This is a genomic window from Mesorhizobium tianshanense, from assembly GCF_007830515.1.
In the GTDB taxonomy this organism is placed as follows: domain Bacteria; phylum Pseudomonadota; class Alphaproteobacteria; order Rhizobiales; family Rhizobiaceae; genus Mesorhizobium; species Mesorhizobium tianshanense.
On record NZ_VLKT01000091.1, the window covers coordinates 1 to 18,208 of the forward strand.

18 protein-coding genes and 1 pseudogene are annotated in these 18,208 nt (G+C 64.2%); 16 read left to right on the forward strand and 3 right to left on the reverse strand.

Annotation, left to right across the window (positions count from 1 at the left end):
* From IQ26_RS36385 to IQ26_RS36400, 3 genes are all read left to right on the forward strand, one after another.
* A partial coding sequence (locus tag IQ26_RS36385; protein WP_145723199.1) for a transposase occupies positions 1 to 191 on the forward strand: 191 nt, incomplete at its 5' end.
* Positions 192 to 508: 317 nt separating this feature from the next.
* Entirely contained in the window at positions 509 to 1,096 is a 588-nt protein-coding gene (locus IQ26_RS36395; protein WP_145723215.1) for a nicotinate-nucleotide adenylyltransferase, read from the forward strand.
* Between the two features lie 100 nt (positions 1,097 to 1,196).
* On the forward strand, positions 1,197 to 2,492 hold the full coding sequence (locus IQ26_RS36400; protein WP_145723201.1) for an MFS transporter: 1,296 nt from the start codon (positions 1,197 to 1,199) through the stop codon (positions 2,490 to 2,492).
* A 23-nt stretch (positions 2,493 to 2,515) separates the two neighbouring features.
* Here IQ26_RS36400 and IQ26_RS41365 read toward each other — a convergent pair.
* Positions 2,516 to 3,369: pseudogene (locus IQ26_RS41365) on the reverse strand (mechanosensitive ion channel family protein).
* 240 nt (positions 3,370 to 3,609) lie between these two features.
* On the opposite strand from IQ26_RS41365, the gene rsfS reads away from it, so the two are divergent.
* The 8 genes from rsfS (at position 3,610) to IQ26_RS36445 (ending at position 12,236) form a co-directional block, all read left to right on the forward strand.
* The gene (rsfS, locus tag IQ26_RS36410; protein ID WP_023800052.1) at positions 3,610 to 3,987 is read left to right on the forward strand and encodes a ribosome silencing factor; all 378 of its coding nucleotides are present in this window, start codon (positions 3,610 to 3,612) and stop codon (positions 3,985 to 3,987) included.
* Between the two features lie 108 nt (positions 3,988 to 4,095).
* Entirely contained in the window at positions 4,096 to 4,578 is a 483-nt protein-coding gene (gene rlmH / locus IQ26_RS36415) for a 23S rRNA (pseudouridine(1915)-N(3))-methyltransferase RlmH (RefSeq protein WP_145723202.1), read from the forward strand.
* Positions 4,579 to 4,725: 147 nt separating this feature from the next.
* Positions 4,726 to 6,093, forward strand: coding sequence for a murein hydrolase activator EnvC family protein (locus tag IQ26_RS36420; RefSeq protein ID WP_145723203.1), 1,368 nt, complete (start codon positions 4,726 to 4,728; stop codon positions 6,091 to 6,093).
* Between the two features lies 1 nt (position 6,094).
* Positions 6,095 to 7,420: a S41 family peptidase gene (locus IQ26_RS36425; protein WP_145723204.1), complete on the forward strand. Its 1,326-nt coding sequence runs from the start codon at positions 6,095 to 6,097 to the stop codon at positions 7,418 to 7,420.
* A 226-nt stretch (positions 7,421 to 7,646) separates the two neighbouring features.
* Positions 7,647 to 8,825: a divergent polysaccharide deacetylase family protein gene (locus tag IQ26_RS36430; RefSeq protein ID WP_145723205.1), complete on the forward strand. Its 1,179-nt coding sequence runs from the start codon at positions 7,647 to 7,649 to the stop codon at positions 8,823 to 8,825.
* A 2-nt stretch (positions 8,826 to 8,827) separates the two neighbouring features.
* Complete coding sequence (locus IQ26_RS36435) at positions 8,828 to 9,349, forward strand: RNA pyrophosphohydrolase (RefSeq protein WP_145723206.1); 522 nt, start codon at positions 8,828 to 8,830, stop codon at positions 9,347 to 9,349.
* Between the two features lie 208 nt (positions 9,350 to 9,557).
* Positions 9,558 to 10,703 carry an alanine racemase gene (gene alr / locus IQ26_RS36440; protein WP_145723207.1) on the forward strand — a complete coding sequence of 382 codons (1,146 nt, stop codon included), beginning with the start codon at positions 9,558 to 9,560 and terminating at the stop codon, positions 10,701 to 10,703.
* 276 nt (positions 10,704 to 10,979) lie between these two features.
* Complete coding sequence (locus IQ26_RS36445) at positions 10,980 to 12,236, forward strand: D-amino acid dehydrogenase (protein ID WP_145723208.1); 1,257 nt, start codon at positions 10,980 to 10,982, stop codon at positions 12,234 to 12,236.
* 142 nt (positions 12,237 to 12,378) lie between these two features.
* Here the strand turns inward: IQ26_RS36445 and IQ26_RS36450 are convergent, their stop codons facing one another.
* Positions 12,379 to 13,260: a LysR family transcriptional regulator gene (locus tag IQ26_RS36450; RefSeq protein WP_145723209.1), complete on the reverse strand. Its 882-nt coding sequence runs from the start codon at positions 13,258 to 13,260 to the stop codon at positions 12,379 to 12,381.
* Between the two features lie 260 nt (positions 13,261 to 13,520).
* Here IQ26_RS36450 and IQ26_RS36455 point away from each other — a divergent pair, with 260 nt between their 5' ends.
* From IQ26_RS36455 to IQ26_RS36465, 3 genes are all read left to right on the forward strand, one after another.
* Positions 13,521 to 15,017, forward strand: coding sequence for a CoA-acylating methylmalonate-semialdehyde dehydrogenase (locus IQ26_RS36455; protein ID WP_145723210.1), 1,497 nt, complete (start codon positions 13,521 to 13,523; stop codon positions 15,015 to 15,017).
* A gap of 229 nt (positions 15,018 to 15,246) precedes the next feature.
* The gene (locus IQ26_RS36460) at positions 15,247 to 15,546 is read left to right on the forward strand and encodes a hypothetical protein (RefSeq protein ID WP_145723211.1); all 300 of its coding nucleotides are present in this window, start codon (positions 15,247 to 15,249) and stop codon (positions 15,544 to 15,546) included.
* A gap of 291 nt (positions 15,547 to 15,837) precedes the next feature.
* A complete protein-coding gene (locus IQ26_RS36465) occupies positions 15,838 to 16,170 on the forward strand; it encodes a hypothetical protein (protein ID WP_145723212.1) in 333 nt (110 codons plus the stop codon).
* Positions 16,171 to 16,199: 29 nt separating this feature from the next.
* On the opposite strand, the gene IQ26_RS36470 is transcribed toward IQ26_RS36465, so the two are convergent.
* Positions 16,200 to 16,892 carry a GntR family transcriptional regulator gene (locus tag IQ26_RS36470; protein WP_145723213.1) on the reverse strand — a complete coding sequence of 231 codons (693 nt, stop codon included), beginning with the start codon at positions 16,890 to 16,892 and terminating at the stop codon, positions 16,200 to 16,202.
* A 69-nt stretch (positions 16,893 to 16,961) separates the two neighbouring features.
* Between IQ26_RS36470 and IQ26_RS36475 the strand changes: the two genes are divergently transcribed.
* Together IQ26_RS36475 and IQ26_RS40150 are read left to right on the forward strand one after the other, a co-directional pair.
* Complete coding sequence (locus IQ26_RS36475; RefSeq protein ID WP_145723214.1) at positions 16,962 to 17,855, forward strand: dihydrodipicolinate synthase family protein; 894 nt, start codon at positions 16,962 to 16,964, stop codon at positions 17,853 to 17,855.
* Positions 17,856 to 18,006: 151 nt separating this feature from the next.
* Positions 18,007 to 18,208 (forward strand): septum formation initiator family protein (locus IQ26_RS40150; RefSeq protein ID WP_240547313.1); only part of this gene is annotated, 202 nt, incomplete at its 3' end.

The following is an 18,208-nucleotide window of genomic DNA, read 5'->3' on the forward strand; positions in this document are numbered from 1 at the left end:
CGCCGCGGCTCAAACGCTACAACCGCCTGATCGCCAGACGGCGGGCTGCGGTGGAGACCACTTTCGCCATGCTCAAGCGCCGCATGAAGCTGACCACGATCCGCTATGTCGGGCTGGCCAAGGCAGCCGCCCAGGTGACGATGGCGGCCATCGCCTTCAACATGCGCCGATGGGCCGCCATCACAGGATAGGTGCGCCCGGATTCCGGCCACACAGGGCCGGACCGCCGCCTGAAACCCCAGACAGGACACCCCAAAACCCAAAAACAAACGAAAACCGGCGCCAAACCCGTTCCCGCCAGCGCTCTCCTGAAACTGCGCAACGGTCCCGCAAGGGGGGAGATTGGCTGCTTCCCCCTTGGCGCCCCTGTTGCGACGCCGGCGATTGGCGAAAGTCTATGCGGCATCCGATCTCCCCCCTTGAGGGGGAGATGTCCGGCAGGACAGAGGGGGGCGCCTGACGCATGCTTTCCTCGTCCGAACATCCCGTTCCCTCCCGCTACCTCAAGATGCCGCATGCCGGAAAAGGCCTTGCCGTCGGCCTGTTCGGCGGCTCGTTCAATCCCGCCCATGCCGGTCATGCGCTGGTCGCGGAGATTGCGCTCAGACGCCTGGCGCTCGATCAGTTGTGGTGGATGGTGACACCGGGCAATCCGCTCAAGAGCGCGCGGGAGCTGGCGCCGCTGGCCGAGCGGCTGCGCCTGTCCGAGCGGATCGCCAGGAACCCGAAGGTCAAGGTCACCGCCTTCGAGGCAGCCCATCATGTCCGCTTCACTGCCGACACGGTGGCTCTGGTCAAGGCGCGCAATCCCGGCGTCGACTTCGTCTGGATCATGGGTGCCGATTCCTTGCGCGATTTCCACCACTGGCAGCGCTGGCGCCAGATCGTGATGACGTTCCCGATCGCGGTAATCGATCGCCCGGGCGCCACGCTGTCGTTCCTGTCGTCGGTCGTTGCCAAGACCTTTGACTACGCGCGCGTCGACGAGGGCGACGCGCCACGCCTCGCCCGCATGAAAGCGCCGGCCTGGACCTTCATCCACGGTCCGCGCTCGTCGCTGTCGTCGAGCGCGATTCGCAAAATGGCGCAGGGCTGAGCCTGCACGGACTTGCCTTCTCCGCAAGGGGAGAAGGCCTACCCGGCCATGTCGCATTTGCGGCGGCTTTTCTCCGATCCATGGGCGATCCTGTGCAGGCATGACGATTCTCGAGCGAAACCAGACAAGGCGCGACCCGGAGCAGCGCAGGCCGTCGACGCCGGCGATCGCGATTGCCAGCGTCGTGCTGTCGATGGCACTGGTCGCGGTCGGCAACGGACTGATGTTCGCCTACATTCCGGTCCGGCTCGGCGCCGAGGGTTTCGATCCGACCTGGGCCGGGCTGATCGTTACTGGCCTTTCGGCCGGCGGCCTGGCAGGCTGCATCCTGACCGGGCCGCTGGTGCGCAGAGTGGGGCATGCTCGCGCGTTCATGGTGCTGTCGGCGCTGATCGTGCTGTCCAATGCCGCCGTCGGCGCCGGGCCGCACCCTTTGTCGTGGATCGCGGCACGCGCGCTCTATGGCTTTGCCATATGCGGCCTGTTCATCGTCGCGCAAAGCTGGCTGAACGACGTCGTCGCCAACGCCATACGCGGCAGGGTCATGGCCTTCTTCTACGTCGCCTATGTCGCTGGGCTCGGCGTCGGCTACTCCACACTGGCGCTGATCGATATAAGGGCTGCGGACGCGCCGCTGATCGGCATCGCCTTCACCGCGCTGTCGATCCTGCCTGTGGGACTGACGCGGCTCGCCCAGCCGCCGCCGCCGCAGGCGGCGTCGGTCGCGCTTGCCCGGGCCTGGCGGATTTCGCCGGTGGGCGTCGCCGGCATGGTTGCCGTCGGCGGCCTGTCGATGACGATTTCGGGCTTCGCGCCGATCCATGCCACGGCCAAGGGCTACAGCCAGGCGGATGTGGCGCTGCTGCTGTCGGCGATGCCGGTCGGCACGTTGATCCTGCAGATCCCGCTCGGCTGGATTTCCGACCGCACCGACCGACGCTTCGTGCTGGTCGCCGCTTCGGCGCTTGCCTTGGTGGCGGGCCTGTTCGCCCTCGGCTTCGACAGTGGTGCGCTGGCGGCGCTGGTCGTCATCTATGTGGTCTGGGACGGCGCGTCGGAATCGATCTATTCGCTGGCCAGCGCGCATGCCGCCGACCGCTCCGGCAAGGATGATATGGTGGCGTTGTCCAGTTCGCTTCTGTTTGCGTGGTCGCTGTCCGGCTTCATCGTTCCCGGCATCGTGACCGGGCTTTCCGCTGTCTATGGAACGCAGGCCTTCATCTATGTGGCCATCGTCATTGCCGCCGTTTTTTGCCTGTTCGTGCTGTGGCGTGTGGTGGCGATGTCGCCTGTTCCCGCCGCCGAGACCGGCAATTTCGCGCCGATGACGGCGCAGGCGCCGCTGCCGGTCGATCTTGCCTTTCCGTCGGAAGAGCAGCGCCGCGCGGACAAGTAGACCTACGCTGGGAATTGATCATCTCACTGTCTGGTGCCAGCTTCCGGCCGTGGCGCTTCCGGCGGCGGCGCGGGAATCGAAATGCCTTCGCTGTCGAAAGCCTGCTTGGCGCGTTTGGTGAGATCGATCTGGGTGGCGAAGAAATCCGCAGCCGAGGTCCAGTAGCGCAATGTGATGGCGACGTTGCTGCCGCCGACGGTCGCCACAAATGCAATCGGCGCCGGCTCCCGCCTGATGCGCCGCTCGGTGGCGGCGACGCCAAGCATGGTCTTTTGCGCGAGATCGATATCGTTCCACGAGCCGATGGTCAGCGTGATGTCGCCGCGGCGGGCACCGTTGCGCGTATAGTTGCGGACAGGCTGGTTCCACAGCGTCGAATTGGGGGCGAGGATGTAGACGCCGTCAACCGTTCTCAGCGTGGTGGCGAACAGCCCGATTTCCTCGATGGTCCCGGCGATGGCGCCGACCTCGACATGTTCGCCGATGCGGAATGGCCGCAGCGCCAAGAGCATGATGCCGGCGGCGATGTTCTGCAGCGTACCTGCAGTGCGAGGCCGATGGCCAGGCCGATGGCGCCGATGGCGGCAATGATCGAGGCCGTCTGCACGCCGAACTGACCGAGCACCATGATGACGACGAGGATCAGGATGGCGTAGCGGGCGATCCTCGAGAAGAAGTGGCGCAGCGTCACGTCGAAGCCATGGATATGGCCGAGGCCGGCATAGATCGATCGCTGGGTGAGGCCGGCGACGATGTAGCCGACGACCAGCAGGATGACGGCACCGACGGCCGAGAAAGAGTAGGAGACGATCAGGGTACTGAGCTGCGCAAGGCCGGACTGCACGATGGGAAGAGCGTTTTGAGGGTCGCTGGGCATGGGGAGATCCAATGGGGTCGCTGAGCCGATAACCCTGCGAAGTGCGAAGAGTTCCGATTTTTCTCCGGCGGCGGAACCGGGCGATCGGCCGGTCATTCGGCGATAGCAGGGGCTGCCGTCTTGAAACTGCAACGCAACTCTGCCTATCTAAGGGTGTCACCTGCTTTAAAGGGTGATTTGGTTGTTCTTGCTGCGAAAGGAAATACACTGAGAACAGCACTGCGGAAGAAGGCCGATATCGTGCCTTCGCCGGCCGGGATCAGCGTAAATGACGCCGTGTCCCGCGCCATCAAGACAGTCCTTGCCAGTCTGGAAGACTCCAAGGCCGAAAACATCGTCTCAATCGACATTCAGGGAAAATCGAGCCTCGGTGACTATATGGTCATCGCGTCCGGCCGATCGCACCGTCATGTCTCGGCTGTCGCCGATCATCTCCTCAAGGCGCTCAAGGATGCCGGGCTCGGCACGGCGCGCGTCGAGGGGCTGGCTGGCGCCGACTGGGTCCTGATCGATTCAGGCGATATTATCGTCCATGTCTTCCGTCCCGAAGTCCGCGACTTCTACAATCTCGAAAAGATGTGGCAGGCGCCGGACCTCGAGGAAGAGACCCTGCACTGAGCCGTATCGTTTTGATGCATGTCGTAGTCTCAAAACCGTGACCACTCCGGGGTTAGGTCGAGGGCAGGCTTCTTGGGCGACATGCATTAGCGGCTCTTTGAGGTAGGGATGAAGATTACCGTTCATGCCGTGGGCCGAATGAAAACCGGCCCCGAGAAGCTGCTCGCGGACCGTTACTTCGAGCGCTTCGCCAAGAGCGGCCCGGCAATCGGGCTCGAATTCGCCGGCATTGCCGAGACTGCGGAAGGCCGCGCCCAGAGCGCCAGTGAGCGCCGGCGCGAGGAAGGCCAGAAACTGCAGACGCATTTGCAGCCGGGCACCGCGCTGATGCTGCTCGACGAGCGCGGCAAGAACCTTTCCTCCGAGGAATTCGCCGGCCGCATCGGTCTTTGGCGCGACGGCGGGCGCAAGGCGCTGGTCATCGCCATCGGCGGCGCCGACGGCCACGACCAGCCGCTGCGCGATCAGGCCGATCTGATGGTGTCGTTCGGCGCGCTGACATGGCCGCACCAGTTGATCCGTGTCATGTTGGGCGAGCAGCTTTACCGGGCCGCCACGATCCTGTCCGGCCATCCCTATCATCGCTCGTGAGTCCTTGCAGGCTCCAACCGAAACCGGTGGATTGGCGCGAGCCGCCCGGATTTTCGCCTCAATGCGTCACGAGATTGCTCGCGGTCGGCGGGCTCTCGAACATGGTTGATTGTTCGTTAACGAAGCCACGCATAGAGTCGGGCTTCAATGTCTGAAGGTTGGAAATCGCGAACGGGCTTTTGGCGCGCACGCTGCGGCTTGGCAGCGGCGGCGCTCGTGCTGTCGCTCGGTGCTGCGCGGGCGCAGGACAGGCTCGACATGGTGCCTGACCCGGACCAGAGCCGCGCCGAATACGAACGGGTATCGAAAGAGATCACGCTGTCGTCGGAGCGGCTGGCCAAGCTCGCCGCCGATATGGCGACGGTCAAGAAGGACCATGCCTCGATCACCGCAGCGCTGATCCAATCGGCGATGACCGAGCAGAAGCTCGGCCAGGACATCGAGGATATTGGCGCCAGGCTGGAAGGGCTGAAGGGCGAGGAGCAGAAAATCCGCGCCTCGCTGGCCGCAAGACGCGACGTTCTGGCAGAGGTGCTGGCAGCGCTGCAGCGGATGGGGCTCAATCCGCCGCCGGCCATCCTGGTCAAGCCGGAGGACGCGCTGTCGTCGGTGCGCAGTGCCATCCTGCTCGGCGCCGTGGTGCCTGAACTGCGCCAGCAGACCGGCATATTGCTGGTGGATCTCAAGGAGCAGTCTCGGGTGACGGCCTCGATCGAGGCGGAGCGGGCGCGGCTGACGGCGGCGGTCGGCGAGCAGACGGCGGAAAAGAAGCGGCTCAGCATGCTGCTCGAAGCCAAGCAGAAGCTCGAGGCCGAGACGGAGGCGGCGCTGGCTGCGGAAAAGCAGCGATCCGCAGCACTTGCGGCCAAGGCCGGCAGCCTGAAGGAACTGATCGCCTCGCTCGAGGCCGACAAGGCCCGCAAGGCAGCGGACGCGGCGAAGGCAGCCGAGCAGAAGACCGCGGACGCCGACAAGGCCCCGGCACAAGACAAGGCCCCGGCACAAGACAAGGCCCCGGCACAGACGGAACTGGCGGCCCTGCCGGTGCCGGAGGCCAACCGTCTCACCGCCGCCGCGCCGTTTTCGGCACTTCAGGGGCAGATCGCGCTGCCGGTCACCGGCAAGATCAAGCGGCGGTTCGGGGCCGACAACGGTAACGGCGCAGTGATGCTCGGCGACATGGTTGCGACACAATCGGGAGCCATCGTCACGGCGCCAGCGGACGGAAATGTGCTTTATGCCGGACCTTTTCGCTCCTATGGTCAACTCTTGATCCTGAACGCGGGTGACGGCTATCATGTCGTTTTGGCGGGGATGAGCAGAATCAGCGTCGCGTCTGGTCAGTCGGTGCTCGCAGGAGAGCCGATCGGCGCGATGGGTGAGGCCCGGGTGGCGAGCACCTCGGCATCGAAGAATGGAAATGCCACGCCGGAACTCTATGTTGAGTTCCGCAAGGATGGAAAACCCGTCGATCCGGCCCCATGGTGGGCGGACCGTTTCTCTGGAAGGACGTGAGATGATGCGGAAATTGTCGCTTCTGTTTGCCGGTGCGCTGATGGGCGCATCCGCGATGAGCCTGGTCTATGGTGCGCCCGGCTCGACGGCGAACGCTGCGGGCTCCGAGACCTATAAGCAACTGGCGATCTTCGGGGACATCTTCGAGCGGGTGCGGGCGCAATATGTGACGCCGCCCGACGACAAGTCGCTGGTCGAAAACGCCATCAACGGCATGCTTACCTCGCTCGATCCGCACTCCTCCTACATGAACGCCGAAGAGGCGCAGGACATGCGTGTGCAGACCAAGGGCGAGTTCGGCGGCCTCGGCATCGAGGTCACCATGGAGAACGACCTGGTCAAGGTGATCACGCCAATCGACGATACGCCGGCCGCCAAGGCGGGCGTGCTTGCCGGCGACTATATTGCCAAGATCGACGGCGAGGAGGTCCGCGGCCTGAGCCTCAACGACGCCGTCGAGAAGATGCGCGGGCTGGTCAACACGCCGATCAAGCTCACTATCCTGCGCGAGGGCGCCGACAAGCCGATCGAGCTGACGGTGGTGCGCGCCATCATCAAGGTCAAGGCGGTCAAGGTCCGGGTCGATGACGACATCGGCTACATGAAGATCACCTCCTTCACCGAAAAGACCCTTGACGACCTCGAGAGCGCCATCGACACCATCAAGAAGCAGGTGCCGAACGACAAGCTCAAGGGCTATGTGCTCGATCTGCGCCTCAATCCGGGCGGGCTGCTCGACCAGGCGGTGAGCGTCTCCGACGCCTTCCTCAACCGTGGCGAGATCGTCTCGACCCGCGGCCGCGATCCGAAGGACGTCACCCGCTTCGACGCACGGCCCGGCGACGACATCGACGGCAAGCCGCTGGTCGTGCTCGTCAATGGCGGTTCGGCCAGTGCGTCCGAAATCGTCGCCGGCGCGCTGCAGGATCTGCGTCGCGCCACGGTGGTCGGCACGCAATCCTTCGGCAAGGGTTCGGTGCAGACCATCGTCCCGCTCGGCGAGAACGGTGCGCTGCGCCTGACGACGGCGCTCTATTATACGCCGTCCGGCAAGTCGATCCAGGGCAAGGGCATCACGCCCGACATCAAGGTGGACCAGCCGTTGCCGCCGGAACTGCAGGGCAGGGATCTGACGCGCGGTGAGTCGGACCTCAAGGGCCACATCAAGGGCACCGACGAGGGTGACACCGGTTCGGGTTCGGCAGCCTATGTGCCGCCGGAGCCGAAGGACGATCTGCAGCTCATCTTTGCCGAGCAGTTGCTGCGCGGCGAAAAGACCGATCCGGCGTTCCCGCCGAATCCGGACAAAGCTGTCTTGAACCAGTAAGGGCTGTTTTGAACCAGTAAGGTCGATCGGCCGGGCAAACAGGTCTGGCCGCCTGATCGAAGCGATGCGATGCTGCCGGGGCCGCGAGGTTCCGGCAGTTTGATTCGGGGGACCCGCGGCTGGGGTGCCGTGCGTCCCCAGGGACGTGCCAACAGTTTTGGATCGCGCATGAATCTTTGCGAAAAGTGGTCGCACTTTTCGGCGGTCATGCGCCCGGGGATGCGGCTTGGCTGATATCGGCAAGGACATCGAACGCCCGCTCGGACAGGCCGTCCGGCCGCCGCGCGCGGCGCGCGGGTTCAGCGCCGGCGCGGTCGCGGCCACTCTCCTGGTGCTGGCCGTGATCGGTGTCTCCAGCGCGATCGCGCTGCGCGAAAAGCCGTTTCGAAAACCGCAAGAAGCCGCGGTTTCGACTCCGAAGGCGACGGCGGTGGTCGAATCCGCAGCAGCGCCGACCACTGAGCCAGCGCCTGCTCCTAAGGCCGAAGCGGTGCCCAAGACAAGTGGACCGCAGATCATCCATATGCCGACCGAAGAGAGCGGTGGTCCGCCCGGGGTGGCCATCGTCATCCACGACCCTTCCACGATCGGCCAGAACCTGAGGATCGCGCACATTCCCGACAGGGCGCTGGTCGAGACCAGCGAGACCGGCCCGTTGCCGGTTCGCGCCGCCGACGGCCGACGGCCGTTCGATGTCTATGCGCGGCCGTGGTCCGGCGCGCGCGGCGCGCGCGTAGCGATCGTCATCGGCGGGCTTGCCGTGTCGCAGACCGGCACGCAGGCGGCCATCGCCAAGCTGCCAGCCGAAGTGACGCTAGGCTTCGCGTCGCAGGGCAACAGCATCGGCCGCTGGATGCAGGCGGCGCGGCAGGAAGGCCATGAGATCGTCATGCAGGTGCCGCTCGAACCGTTCGACTATCCGAACGTCAATCCCGGCCGCAACACGCTGACGGTCGCGGCGACGCCGGACGAGAATTTGAAGAATTTGCGCTGGGCGCTCTCGCGGACGACCAATTACACCGGCATCATGAACTATATGGGCGCGCGTTTTTCGGCGGATGCGGCGGCGATGCGGCCGCTGATGGCCGAGCTCGGCAGGCGTGGCCTGGCCTATGTCGACGATGGTTCGTCGGCGCGCAGCCTCGCGTCCGACCTGGCGCTCAAGGACGGCGTGCCCTTCGTTGCCGGCGACACGTCGATCGATGCCGTACGGGACCGCGGCGCCATATTGAAAAAGCTGGACGAACTGGAGGCCACCGCGCGGGCGAAGGGCTTTGCCGTCGGCATCGGCTCGGCCTTCGACCTGACGGTCGACACCGTGTCGTCCTGGGTGATCGAGGCCAAGAAGCGCGGTGTCGAGATCGTGCCGATCTCGGCGGTGGCGATGGATCCGGAAAAAGGTTGAGCATGGCGAAGAAAAAGCCGGTCGATCCCGAAACGCTGCCTTACCGCCCCTGTGTCGGGCTGATGATCCTCAACGTAGACGGGCTAGTCTGGGTCGGGCATCGCATTGCCGAGCCGGACAGCGAATTCGCCGGCGCGACCCAGCTCTGGCAGATGCCGCAGGGCGGCATCGACAAGGGCGAGGAGCCGCTGCGGGCGGCGGAGCGGGAGCTGTACGAAGAGACCGGCATGCGCTCGATTTCGCTTTTGGCCGAAGCGCCGCACTGGATCAATTACGACCTGCCGGCCGATCTGGTCGGCGTCGCCTTCAAGGGCAGGTATCGCGGCCAGACGCAAAAATGGTTTGCCTTTCGCTTTCACGGCGACACGAGCGAGATCGAGATCAATCCGCCTCCGGGCGGTCACACCGCCGAGTTCGACAAATGGGCCTGGCGGCCGATGCAGGAATTGCCCGATCTGATCGTGCCGTTCAAACGTCGGGTCTATGAGGACGTGGTGGCGGCTTTCCGGCATCTGGTGGCCTAGGGTATGTCGATATTCAGGTGATGCCGAACGGCGGTTTCCCGCGCTTCCGGTGCTCACGTACTTTGAGTACGCTCCGCTCCGGTTCTCAGAATCCACCATTCTCGGCGCGGCCTGACCTGAATCTCAACATACCTTAAGGTGGCCGCGACAGTTGCCGCCTGGGTGTGGTGGCCTTATTGATGGCCAATCCGCTGCAGACGGGGTTGGCATGAACGACGCCTCCAAAAAATCTGAAAGGGTTGCCGTCAAAGTCGCGCCGATCAGCGAAGCGGCGGCCGGCGCCATATTGACCGTCGATCTCGGCGCCATCCGTGCGAACTACCGGCGGCTCAAGGCGCGGCTGGGCGGCGTCAACTGCGCGGGTGTCGTCAAGGCCGACGGCTACGGGCTCGGCGGGGCCCAGGTGGCGGCGGCGCTGGCGGCCGAAGGCTGCGCTATTTTTTTCGTCGCGCATCTGGCCGAGGGTGTCTTGCTGCGGCAGGCGCTCGCTTCACGGCCGGCGATCTATGTGCTGAACGGCATTCACCCGGGCGCGGAAGGCGAAGCCGTCGAAGCGCAGCTGGGCGCGGTCATCAACAGCGTCGGCCAACTCGCCGCCTGGCGCGCGGCGGCGCAGCGGGCGGGCCGTAAGCTCAAGGCTGCAATCCAGGTCGACAGCGGCATGTCGCGGCTCGGCATGGCGGCAGTGGAGGTGGAAGCGGTCACCGCCGATCCGCAGGGTTTCGACGGTATCGACGTCACCTTCGTGATGAGCCATCTGGCTCGCGCCGACGAGCCCGAGCATCCGGCCAACGAGCAGCAGCGGCTGGAATTCGAACGGCTGCGCAAGATGCTGCCGAAGGCGCCGGCCTCGCTTGCCAATTCCTCAGGCATCTTTCTTGGGCAGCCCTTTCATTACGACCTCGCCCGTCCCGGTGCGGCGCTCTACGGCATCAATCCGACGCCGACCGAACCGAACCCGATGCTGCCGGTGGTACGGCTTCAAGCAAAGGTGATCCAGACGCGCAGGCTCGATGAGGGAGCCGGTGTAGGCTATGGCCATGTTTTTCACGTGACCGACCCGCTGGTCGCTGCAACGATCTCGCTTGGCTATGCCGATGGCTGGCATCGACGCGCTGCCTCGGCCGCCTGGTTCGAAAACGTGCGGTTGCCCTTCCTCGGACGCGTGTCGATGGACTCGATCGTTCTCGACATTTCGGCGCTGCCGCCAGACAGGCTGAAGGCAGGCGATCTCGTCGAACTGATCGGGCTGTCGCAGACGGTGGACCAGGCGGCTGGCCATGCCGGCACCATTGGCTACGAAATCCTGACCAGCCTCGGACACCGCTTTCACCGTCGCTATGTGAATGGATAGCGCGCGGGCTTTTTTCTTACGCATGTCGTCATGCCAGAACCGCTGCGCACCTCGGCTCAAGTCCGAAGGCATGCTTTGGGTGACATGCTTGGGCACTTGGCGGACGCCGCAAAATCCGGCAGACAGAGAGCGACGATGACCCTGGCCTAGCGCATGACCGCGAAAATCGGTTTCGATTTTCGGCCCTGGGGGGCATGCGAAGTGCTACGGCGTCCTTGCGCGTCTGAAAAGACGTGCGGCGCTATAGAGCAAGACGTAGTTGTGGAGAGTTGTGCGATGAAGATCTTCGTGCTGGGCGGCGGCGTCATCGGGGTCACCACCGCTTATTATCTTGCCGAGGACGGCCATGAAGTGACGGTGATCGACCGCCAGAAGGGCCCGGCGCTGGAAACCAGCTTTGCCAATGCCGGCGAGATCTCGCCCGGTTACGCCTCGCCCTGGGCCGGTCCCGGCGTTCCGCTGAAGGCGATCAAATGGCTGTTGATGAAGCATGGCCCGCTGGCGGTGCGGCCGACTCTCGATCCGCATATGTGGATATGGCTGGTCAAGATGCTGCGCAACTGCACGGCCGAGCGCTATGCGGTGAACAAGGCGCGCATGGTGCCCGTGGCCGAATACAGCCGCGAGACGCTGAAGGCGCTGCGCGAAGCGACCGGCATTACCTATGACGAGCGTACCAAGGGGACGCTGCAGCTTTTTCGCACGCAACAGCAGCTCGACGGCACAGCCGGCGATGTCGAGGTGCTTAAGACATATGGCGTTCCTTACGAGATCCTCGATCCCGACGGCTGCATCGCGGCCGAGCCGGGACTGGCGGGGGTGCGTGAAAAATTCGTCGGCGGCCTGCGGCTGCCGGGCGACGAAACCGGCGACTGCAAGATGTTCACCGATCGTCTGGCGGAGCTCTGCGTGGCGCGCGGCGTCACCTTCGAATACGACATGTCGGTCAGGCGCATCATGCGCAAGCGCAACAGTATCGCCAGCATCAACACGAGCAAGGGCTGGAAGACTGCCGACGCCTATGTGATGGCGATGGGCAGCTATTCGGCCAAGTTCATGCGCATGCTGAAACGGTCCATACCGGTCTACCCGGTCAAGGGCTATTCGATCACCGTGCCGATCAAGGATGCTGCCGCAGCACCGGTGTCGACGGTGATGGACGAGACCTACAAGGTGGCGATCACCAGGCTCGGCGACCGCATCCGGGTCGGTGGCACGGCGGAGATTTCTGGCTTCGACCTGAGGCTGCATGAATCGCGGCGCCGCACGCTGGAACATTCGGTCGGCGACCTTTTTCCAGGCAGCGGCGACATGCGGTCGGCGACCTTCTGGTGCGGGTTGCGGCCGATGACACCGGACGGGCCGCCGTTGATCGGCCGCACCGAGTTCTCCAATCTCTATCTCAACACCGGCCATGGCACGCTCGGCTGGACCATGGCCTGCGGCTCGGCCAAGGTCCTGGCCGACATCATCTCCAGCCGGGTGCCGGACATCGACGTCCGTGACCTCGGACCGGAGCGATATGTCAGGTAGGATAAGAAGGCTTTATTCCATCCCTCGCCTTTGAGGCGGTGAGAAACTTGCCGCGCAACTTGGGGCAAGCTCCAACACACTTCGCTCAAAACTGCGCAGCGGTTTTGAGGACATACAATTTAACCACGTCGGATGAATCCCGTCAGACGAACAATCCGCGTTCCCGTTCCACCGCCTTGGCGATGAAGCTTGCGACGATCTGGACGCGCCGCAACGGCCTGACCGATTCGTGATAGACCAACCAGTAGGCGCGGCGGATGGGCGCCACGATGTCGACAGCCACCAGTTCCGGCATCGAACGGGCGACGAAAGTGTGCAGGATGCCGATGCCGGCGCCGGAGCGCACCGCTTCGGCCTGGCCGAGTGCCGAGGAGATGGCGAAGCTGGTGCGCCAGTCGGCGCTGAATTCGGTCGCATAGTCGAGCGAGGGGCTGACGATCAGGTCCGGCACGTAGCCTATGAGGGTGTGCCGGCCAAGCTCGGCGACCGTCTCGGGCAGGCCGTGCGCCTTGGCGTAGGCGCGGGAGGCGAACAGGCCGAGCGTGTAGTCGACCAGCTTCCCCGCCACCAGCCTGCCTTCCGTCGGCCGCTCCACGGTGATGGCGATGTCGGCTTCGCGCCTGGACAGTGAGAAGGACCGCGGCACCGGCACCAACTGGATGGTGAGTTCGCGGTGAAGCGCCGTCAGCGCGCCGAGGCGCTTGGCCAGGAAGGCGACGCCAAAACCGTCCGGCGCGCCGATACGCACAGTGCCGGAGACATCGTCGCCTTCGCCCGCCACGGTCGAGCGCGCGGCAATCATGTCGCCTTCCATGCGCTCGGCGATGTCGAGGAAGCGCTCGCCTGCCGGCGTCAGCTCACTGCCGGTGGTCAGCCGGCGAAAGAGTTTCGTGCGTAGCGCGTCCTCGAGCGCGGCGATGCGGCGCGAGACGGTGGCGTGGTTGAGCTCCAGCCGCCTGGCCGCGCCGAGGATCTGGCCGGCACGCGCCACCGCCAGAAAGATGCGGACGTCATCCCAGTTCATGGGAACGGTCCGTTTTAGTAACGAGCGCCACGCTCCCGCCTACCCCCCTTGCGGGGGAGATGTCCGGCAGGACAGAGGGGGACGTGAAGAAACTCAACTTAATAATTCCAGCGATGACGGAATATCCTACCATTTGCGGCAATTGATGCACAGGTGCTGATCGTTATGTATTCTCCGCACAACGGTTGCGTTTTCGCTCGCGTTGCCATCGGCCGCGCAAAGGCGGACAATGCCCCATCACAAATGCAGGGAGAGAAACCATGATCGAATACGGTCATTTCATCGGCGGCAAGCGTGTCGCTGGAACCAGCGGCCGCAAGCAGGACGTCATGCAGCCGATGGACGGCACGGTGCGCGGCACGGTGGCGCTGGCTTCGCAGGCGGAATTGCGTGCGGCGGTGGAAAACGCCAAGGCGGCGCAGCCCGGCTGGGCGGCGACCAATCCGCAGCGGCGCGTGCGCGTGCTGATGAAGTTCCTCGAACTGGTCGCCAGGGACTATGACGCGCTGGCCGACATTCTGGCGCGCGAACATGGCAAGACCATCGCCGACGCCAAGGGCGACATCCAGCGCGGCCTGGAAGTGGTCGAGGTCTGCATCGGCGCGCCGCATATGATGAAGGGCGAGTTCACCGACGGCGCCGGCCCCGGTATCGACGTCTATTCGATGCGCCAGCCGCTCGGCGTCGTCGCCGGCATCACGCCGTTCAATTTCCCGGCGATGATCCCGCTGTGGAAGATCGCGCCGGCCATCGCTTGCGGCAATGCCTTCATCCTCAAGCCATCCGAACGCGATCCGGGCGTGCCGATGCGCATCGCCGAGCTGTTCATCGAAGCCGGCTTGCCGGCGGGCATCCTCAACGTCGTCAATGGCGACAAGGACGTGGTCGACGCCATCCTCGATGATCCTGACATCAAGGCCATCGGCTTCGTCGGCTCGACGCCGATCGCCCAGTACATCTACTCGCGCGGCTGCGCGGCCGGCAAGCGCGTGCAGTGCTTCGGCGGTGCCAAGAACCACATGATCATCATGCCCGACGCCGACATGGACCAGACCGTCGACGCGCTGATCGGCGCCGGCTACGGCTCGGCCGGCGAGCGTTGCATGGCGATCTCGGTGGCCGTCCCGGTCGGCAACGATACCGCCAACCGGCTGATGGAAAAGCTGGTGCCGCGTGTCGAAAGCCTGAAGGTCGGCCCGTCGACGGATTCGTCCGCCGATTTCGGCCCGCTGGTGACGGCGCAGGCACTGGAGCGGGTCAAGGGCTATGTCGACACCGGCGTTAAGGAAGGCGCCAAGCTGGTCGTCGACGGGCGCGGCTTTTCCATGCAGGGCTACGAGAACGGCTACTATATGGGCGGCTGTCTGTTCGACAACGTGACCGCCGACATGCGCATCTACAAGGAAGAGATCTTTGGACCGGTGCTCTCGGTGGTGCGTGCGCCGACCTATGAGAACGCGATTAAGCTCGCCAACGACCACGAGATGGGCAACGGCGTCGCCATCTTCACCCGCGACGGCGATGCCGCCCGCGACTTCGCCTCGAGGGTCCAGGTCGGCATGGTGGGCGTAAACGTGCCGATCCCGGTGCCGATCGCCTACTACACGTTCGGCGGCTGGAAAGCGTCTTCCTTCGGCGACCTTAACCAGCACGGACCGGACGCGTTCCGCTTCTACACCAAGACCAAGACGGTGACCTCGCGTTGGCCGTCCGGCGTCAAGGACGGCGCCGAGTTCGTCATCCCGACGATGAATTAGCAGGACGATTAGGAATCCCGAATTAAGAGGGAAGACGAAAAAGGCCCGGCCAGAAACCGGGCCTTTTTCTTGTCCGGTCGCGGCCCGTATCTGTGTGAACGCTAATGTGATGGAACCGGGCGGGCAGCAGAATCCTTAAGCTGCAATCCTGCCGCGAAGGAGGTGCGGCAGACCAACCAACGGCGCTGGCGACAGCTTCGGGGCATTGTCTGGCGCAGGGAGGTGTCAGATGGCACGTCTAGTGGCGACGATACTTTACGCTGCGGCTGCGACGTTTTCAGCCGCCCCGGCAATGGCGGCCGAGCAATGCGCGGCACGAGGAGACATGATCAAGGCGCTCGGCGAGAAGTTTCACGAAAATCCGACCGCGCTCGGCGTCGTCAATTCGAATGTGATTGTTGAAGTCTTCGTTTCCGATCAGGGCACCTGGACCATCCTCGCCAGCGATACGCGAGGTCAAAGCTGCGTGGTTTCGGTGGGTGAGGGTTGGGAGAGCGCGCTGAAGGCAGCGGCCCTGCCAGGCACCTGAGCGTGCCCTTTCTTGCTGCGGCCGCTGTTTCGGAATAGCCGCCCAGGCCGCGGTTCTCGGCGACGACTTTGAAACGGATCCACAGGCGCCCGTTACGGGCGCCTGCTTGCGCTTTTTCGTTGCCGACACCATATATGGAACATAGTGGGAACATCTGGAATCGTCCCCTGATGACAGACCGGAACACAGAAAGGAACGACGCGATGGTGATGACGTCGGAACCGGCCTGGATCGTTCCGGCAAGATGAGGCGTCTCCCTTTGCCGGAACGTGATGGCAAAGGAGGTGCCCTATGGCACGCAAATCGCTGTTGGGTTGGGTGAAAACCCTGGTTCTTGCTGGCGCCCTGGTTCTTGCTAGCGCATTGGCGGTGGGTACGAACGCCGCAAGCGCCCAATATCAATACTGCGTTGAACATGGCGACCTCGTCGCCCACCTGAGCGAGAAGTTCCAGGAAAGACAGTTTGCTATCGGGCTGATCGGTCATATGGCGATTATGGAAGTCTTTGTCGCCAAAACCGGAACCTGGACGATCATCGTCACCGATGTCGCCGGCAGAAGCTGCATCGTTGCGGCTGGCGAACATTGGGAGAACGTGGTGATCCCGGCCGACCGGGACGCATGACGGTCAGGACGCATTGATCGCATGCGGTCTCAGCGCGTGGCAGCCGCCTCGGCATGGCCTCGTAGCAGCGCCATCAGGCGCTTGGCATCCTTGCCGGCGGCGTCTTCGTCGCCGGCGAGGATCGAGCGGATCAGCGCGACGTGGTGCTCGGCCGATTCGGCGAGCCCGGTATCGGCCTTGTAACGGAACCAGAAGCGGCGGCTGTGGGTCTGCAAGGGAGCCGCCAGCCGCGCGGCGAAGGGGTTGTCGCCAGCCAGTGCCAGCGCTTCGTCGAGCGCCTTGTCGGCCTGAATGAAGGCCAGCACGTTGCCTGATATCACTGCCTTCTGCATGGCCAGTGCCGCATCGTGAAACAGGTCGGTGGCCTCACGGGTGACGAAGCGGGCGGCCGAGCGGGCAAGAACCACCTCGACGCCACGCCGTGCATCGAGAACGCGCAACCAGTCGCCGGGATGGAGCGGGGCAATGGCGATGCCGGCGCGGGGCCGGACGTCGAGCAGTCCCTCCCACGCCAGCCGCTGGATCGCCTCGCGCACCGGCGTACGGCCGAGCCCGAGCCTGTCGATGAGCGCGCTTTCCGTGACGAAGCTCGCGGGCGCCAGCTCGAGCGTCACGACCATGTGTTCGAGCGTGCGATAGGCTTTCGCAGCGACCGGTTCGAATGCGGAACTTGTTTCGTTGAATATCAAACGCGAGCTCCTGATATATTTTTGATATATCATAGCGAATTCCGCGTTGACAGTCCGTTTCTTAATAAATATACGACTGATATATCAGATGGAGCAATGACTATGTGGACCGGAGTTTTTCCCGCCGTCACGACCAAATTCACCGAAGACGACCGCCTCGACCACGCCGAGATGGAGCGCTGCTTTGCGCTGCAGATGGAGGCCGGCTGCGACGGCATCATCGTCTGCGGCTCGCTCGGCGAGGGGCCAATGCTGTCGCATGACGAGAAGATCGAGGTGTTGAAGACCGCGCAGAAACTTGCAGCCGGCAAGCCGGTTCTGCTGACGGTCAACGAAGCCGGCACCCGCGAGGCCGCGGCGATCGCGCGCCGCGCCGCCAAGGAGGGCGCCAATGGGCTGATGGTGGTGCCGAGCCCGATCTATCACACCAATGCGGAGGAGACGGTCGCCGCGCTGCGCGCTGTCGCCGAGGCCGGCGACCTGCCGGTGATGATCTACTCCAACCGGCTCGCCTATCGCGTCGACGTCACTGTCGACCAGATGGAGGAATTGGCAAAGGACAAGCGTTTTGTCGCCATCAAGGAATCCTCCGACGACATCCGCCGCTCGACCGAAATCATCAACCGCTTCGGTGATCGCTACGATCTGTTCACCGGCGTCGACAATCTCGCGTTCGAGGCGCTGTCGGTCGGCGCCATCGGCTGGGTGGCGGGTCTGGTCACCGCGTTTCCACGCGAGACGGTCGCCATCTACCAATTGATGAAGCAGGGCCGCCGCGAGGAGGCGCTGAAAATCTACCGCTGGTTCCGGCCGCTGCTCGACCTCGACGTGTCGACCTATCTGGTGCAGAACATCAAGCTGGCGGAAGTCTTGGCGATCGACACCAACGACCGCGTGCGCATGCCGCGCCAGCCGCTGTCGGGCGAGCGCCGCAAGACGGTCGAAAAGATCGTCAGGGATGCGCTGGCGGTGAGGCCGAAGCTGCCGACGTTTTGAGGTAACCGGGGCAAAACCGGTGGCGGACGCGGCGTTATGACTCGGGTGTATCGGGTTAGAGAGGGTGGCGGTTTGGCGGGCGGCGTGATTCTGTCAGGCCATGGCGGATCCACCAGATTCTCGAACGCCGACCCCTACGGACCTGCTCGACATGATCCTGCAGTTGCGGGCAGAGGTGGCCGGGCTTCGCGCCGAGAATGCGGCTCTGAAGGATGAGATCCGGCGTCTGAAAGGTCTACCGCCGCGCCCGACGCTGAAGCCGAGCGGGATGGAGCAGTCGTCCAAGCGGAGTTCACCTGCGGCAACGGGTCCGAAGCGGCGTGGCTCGAGCCGGGCGATCATCACCGAAGAGC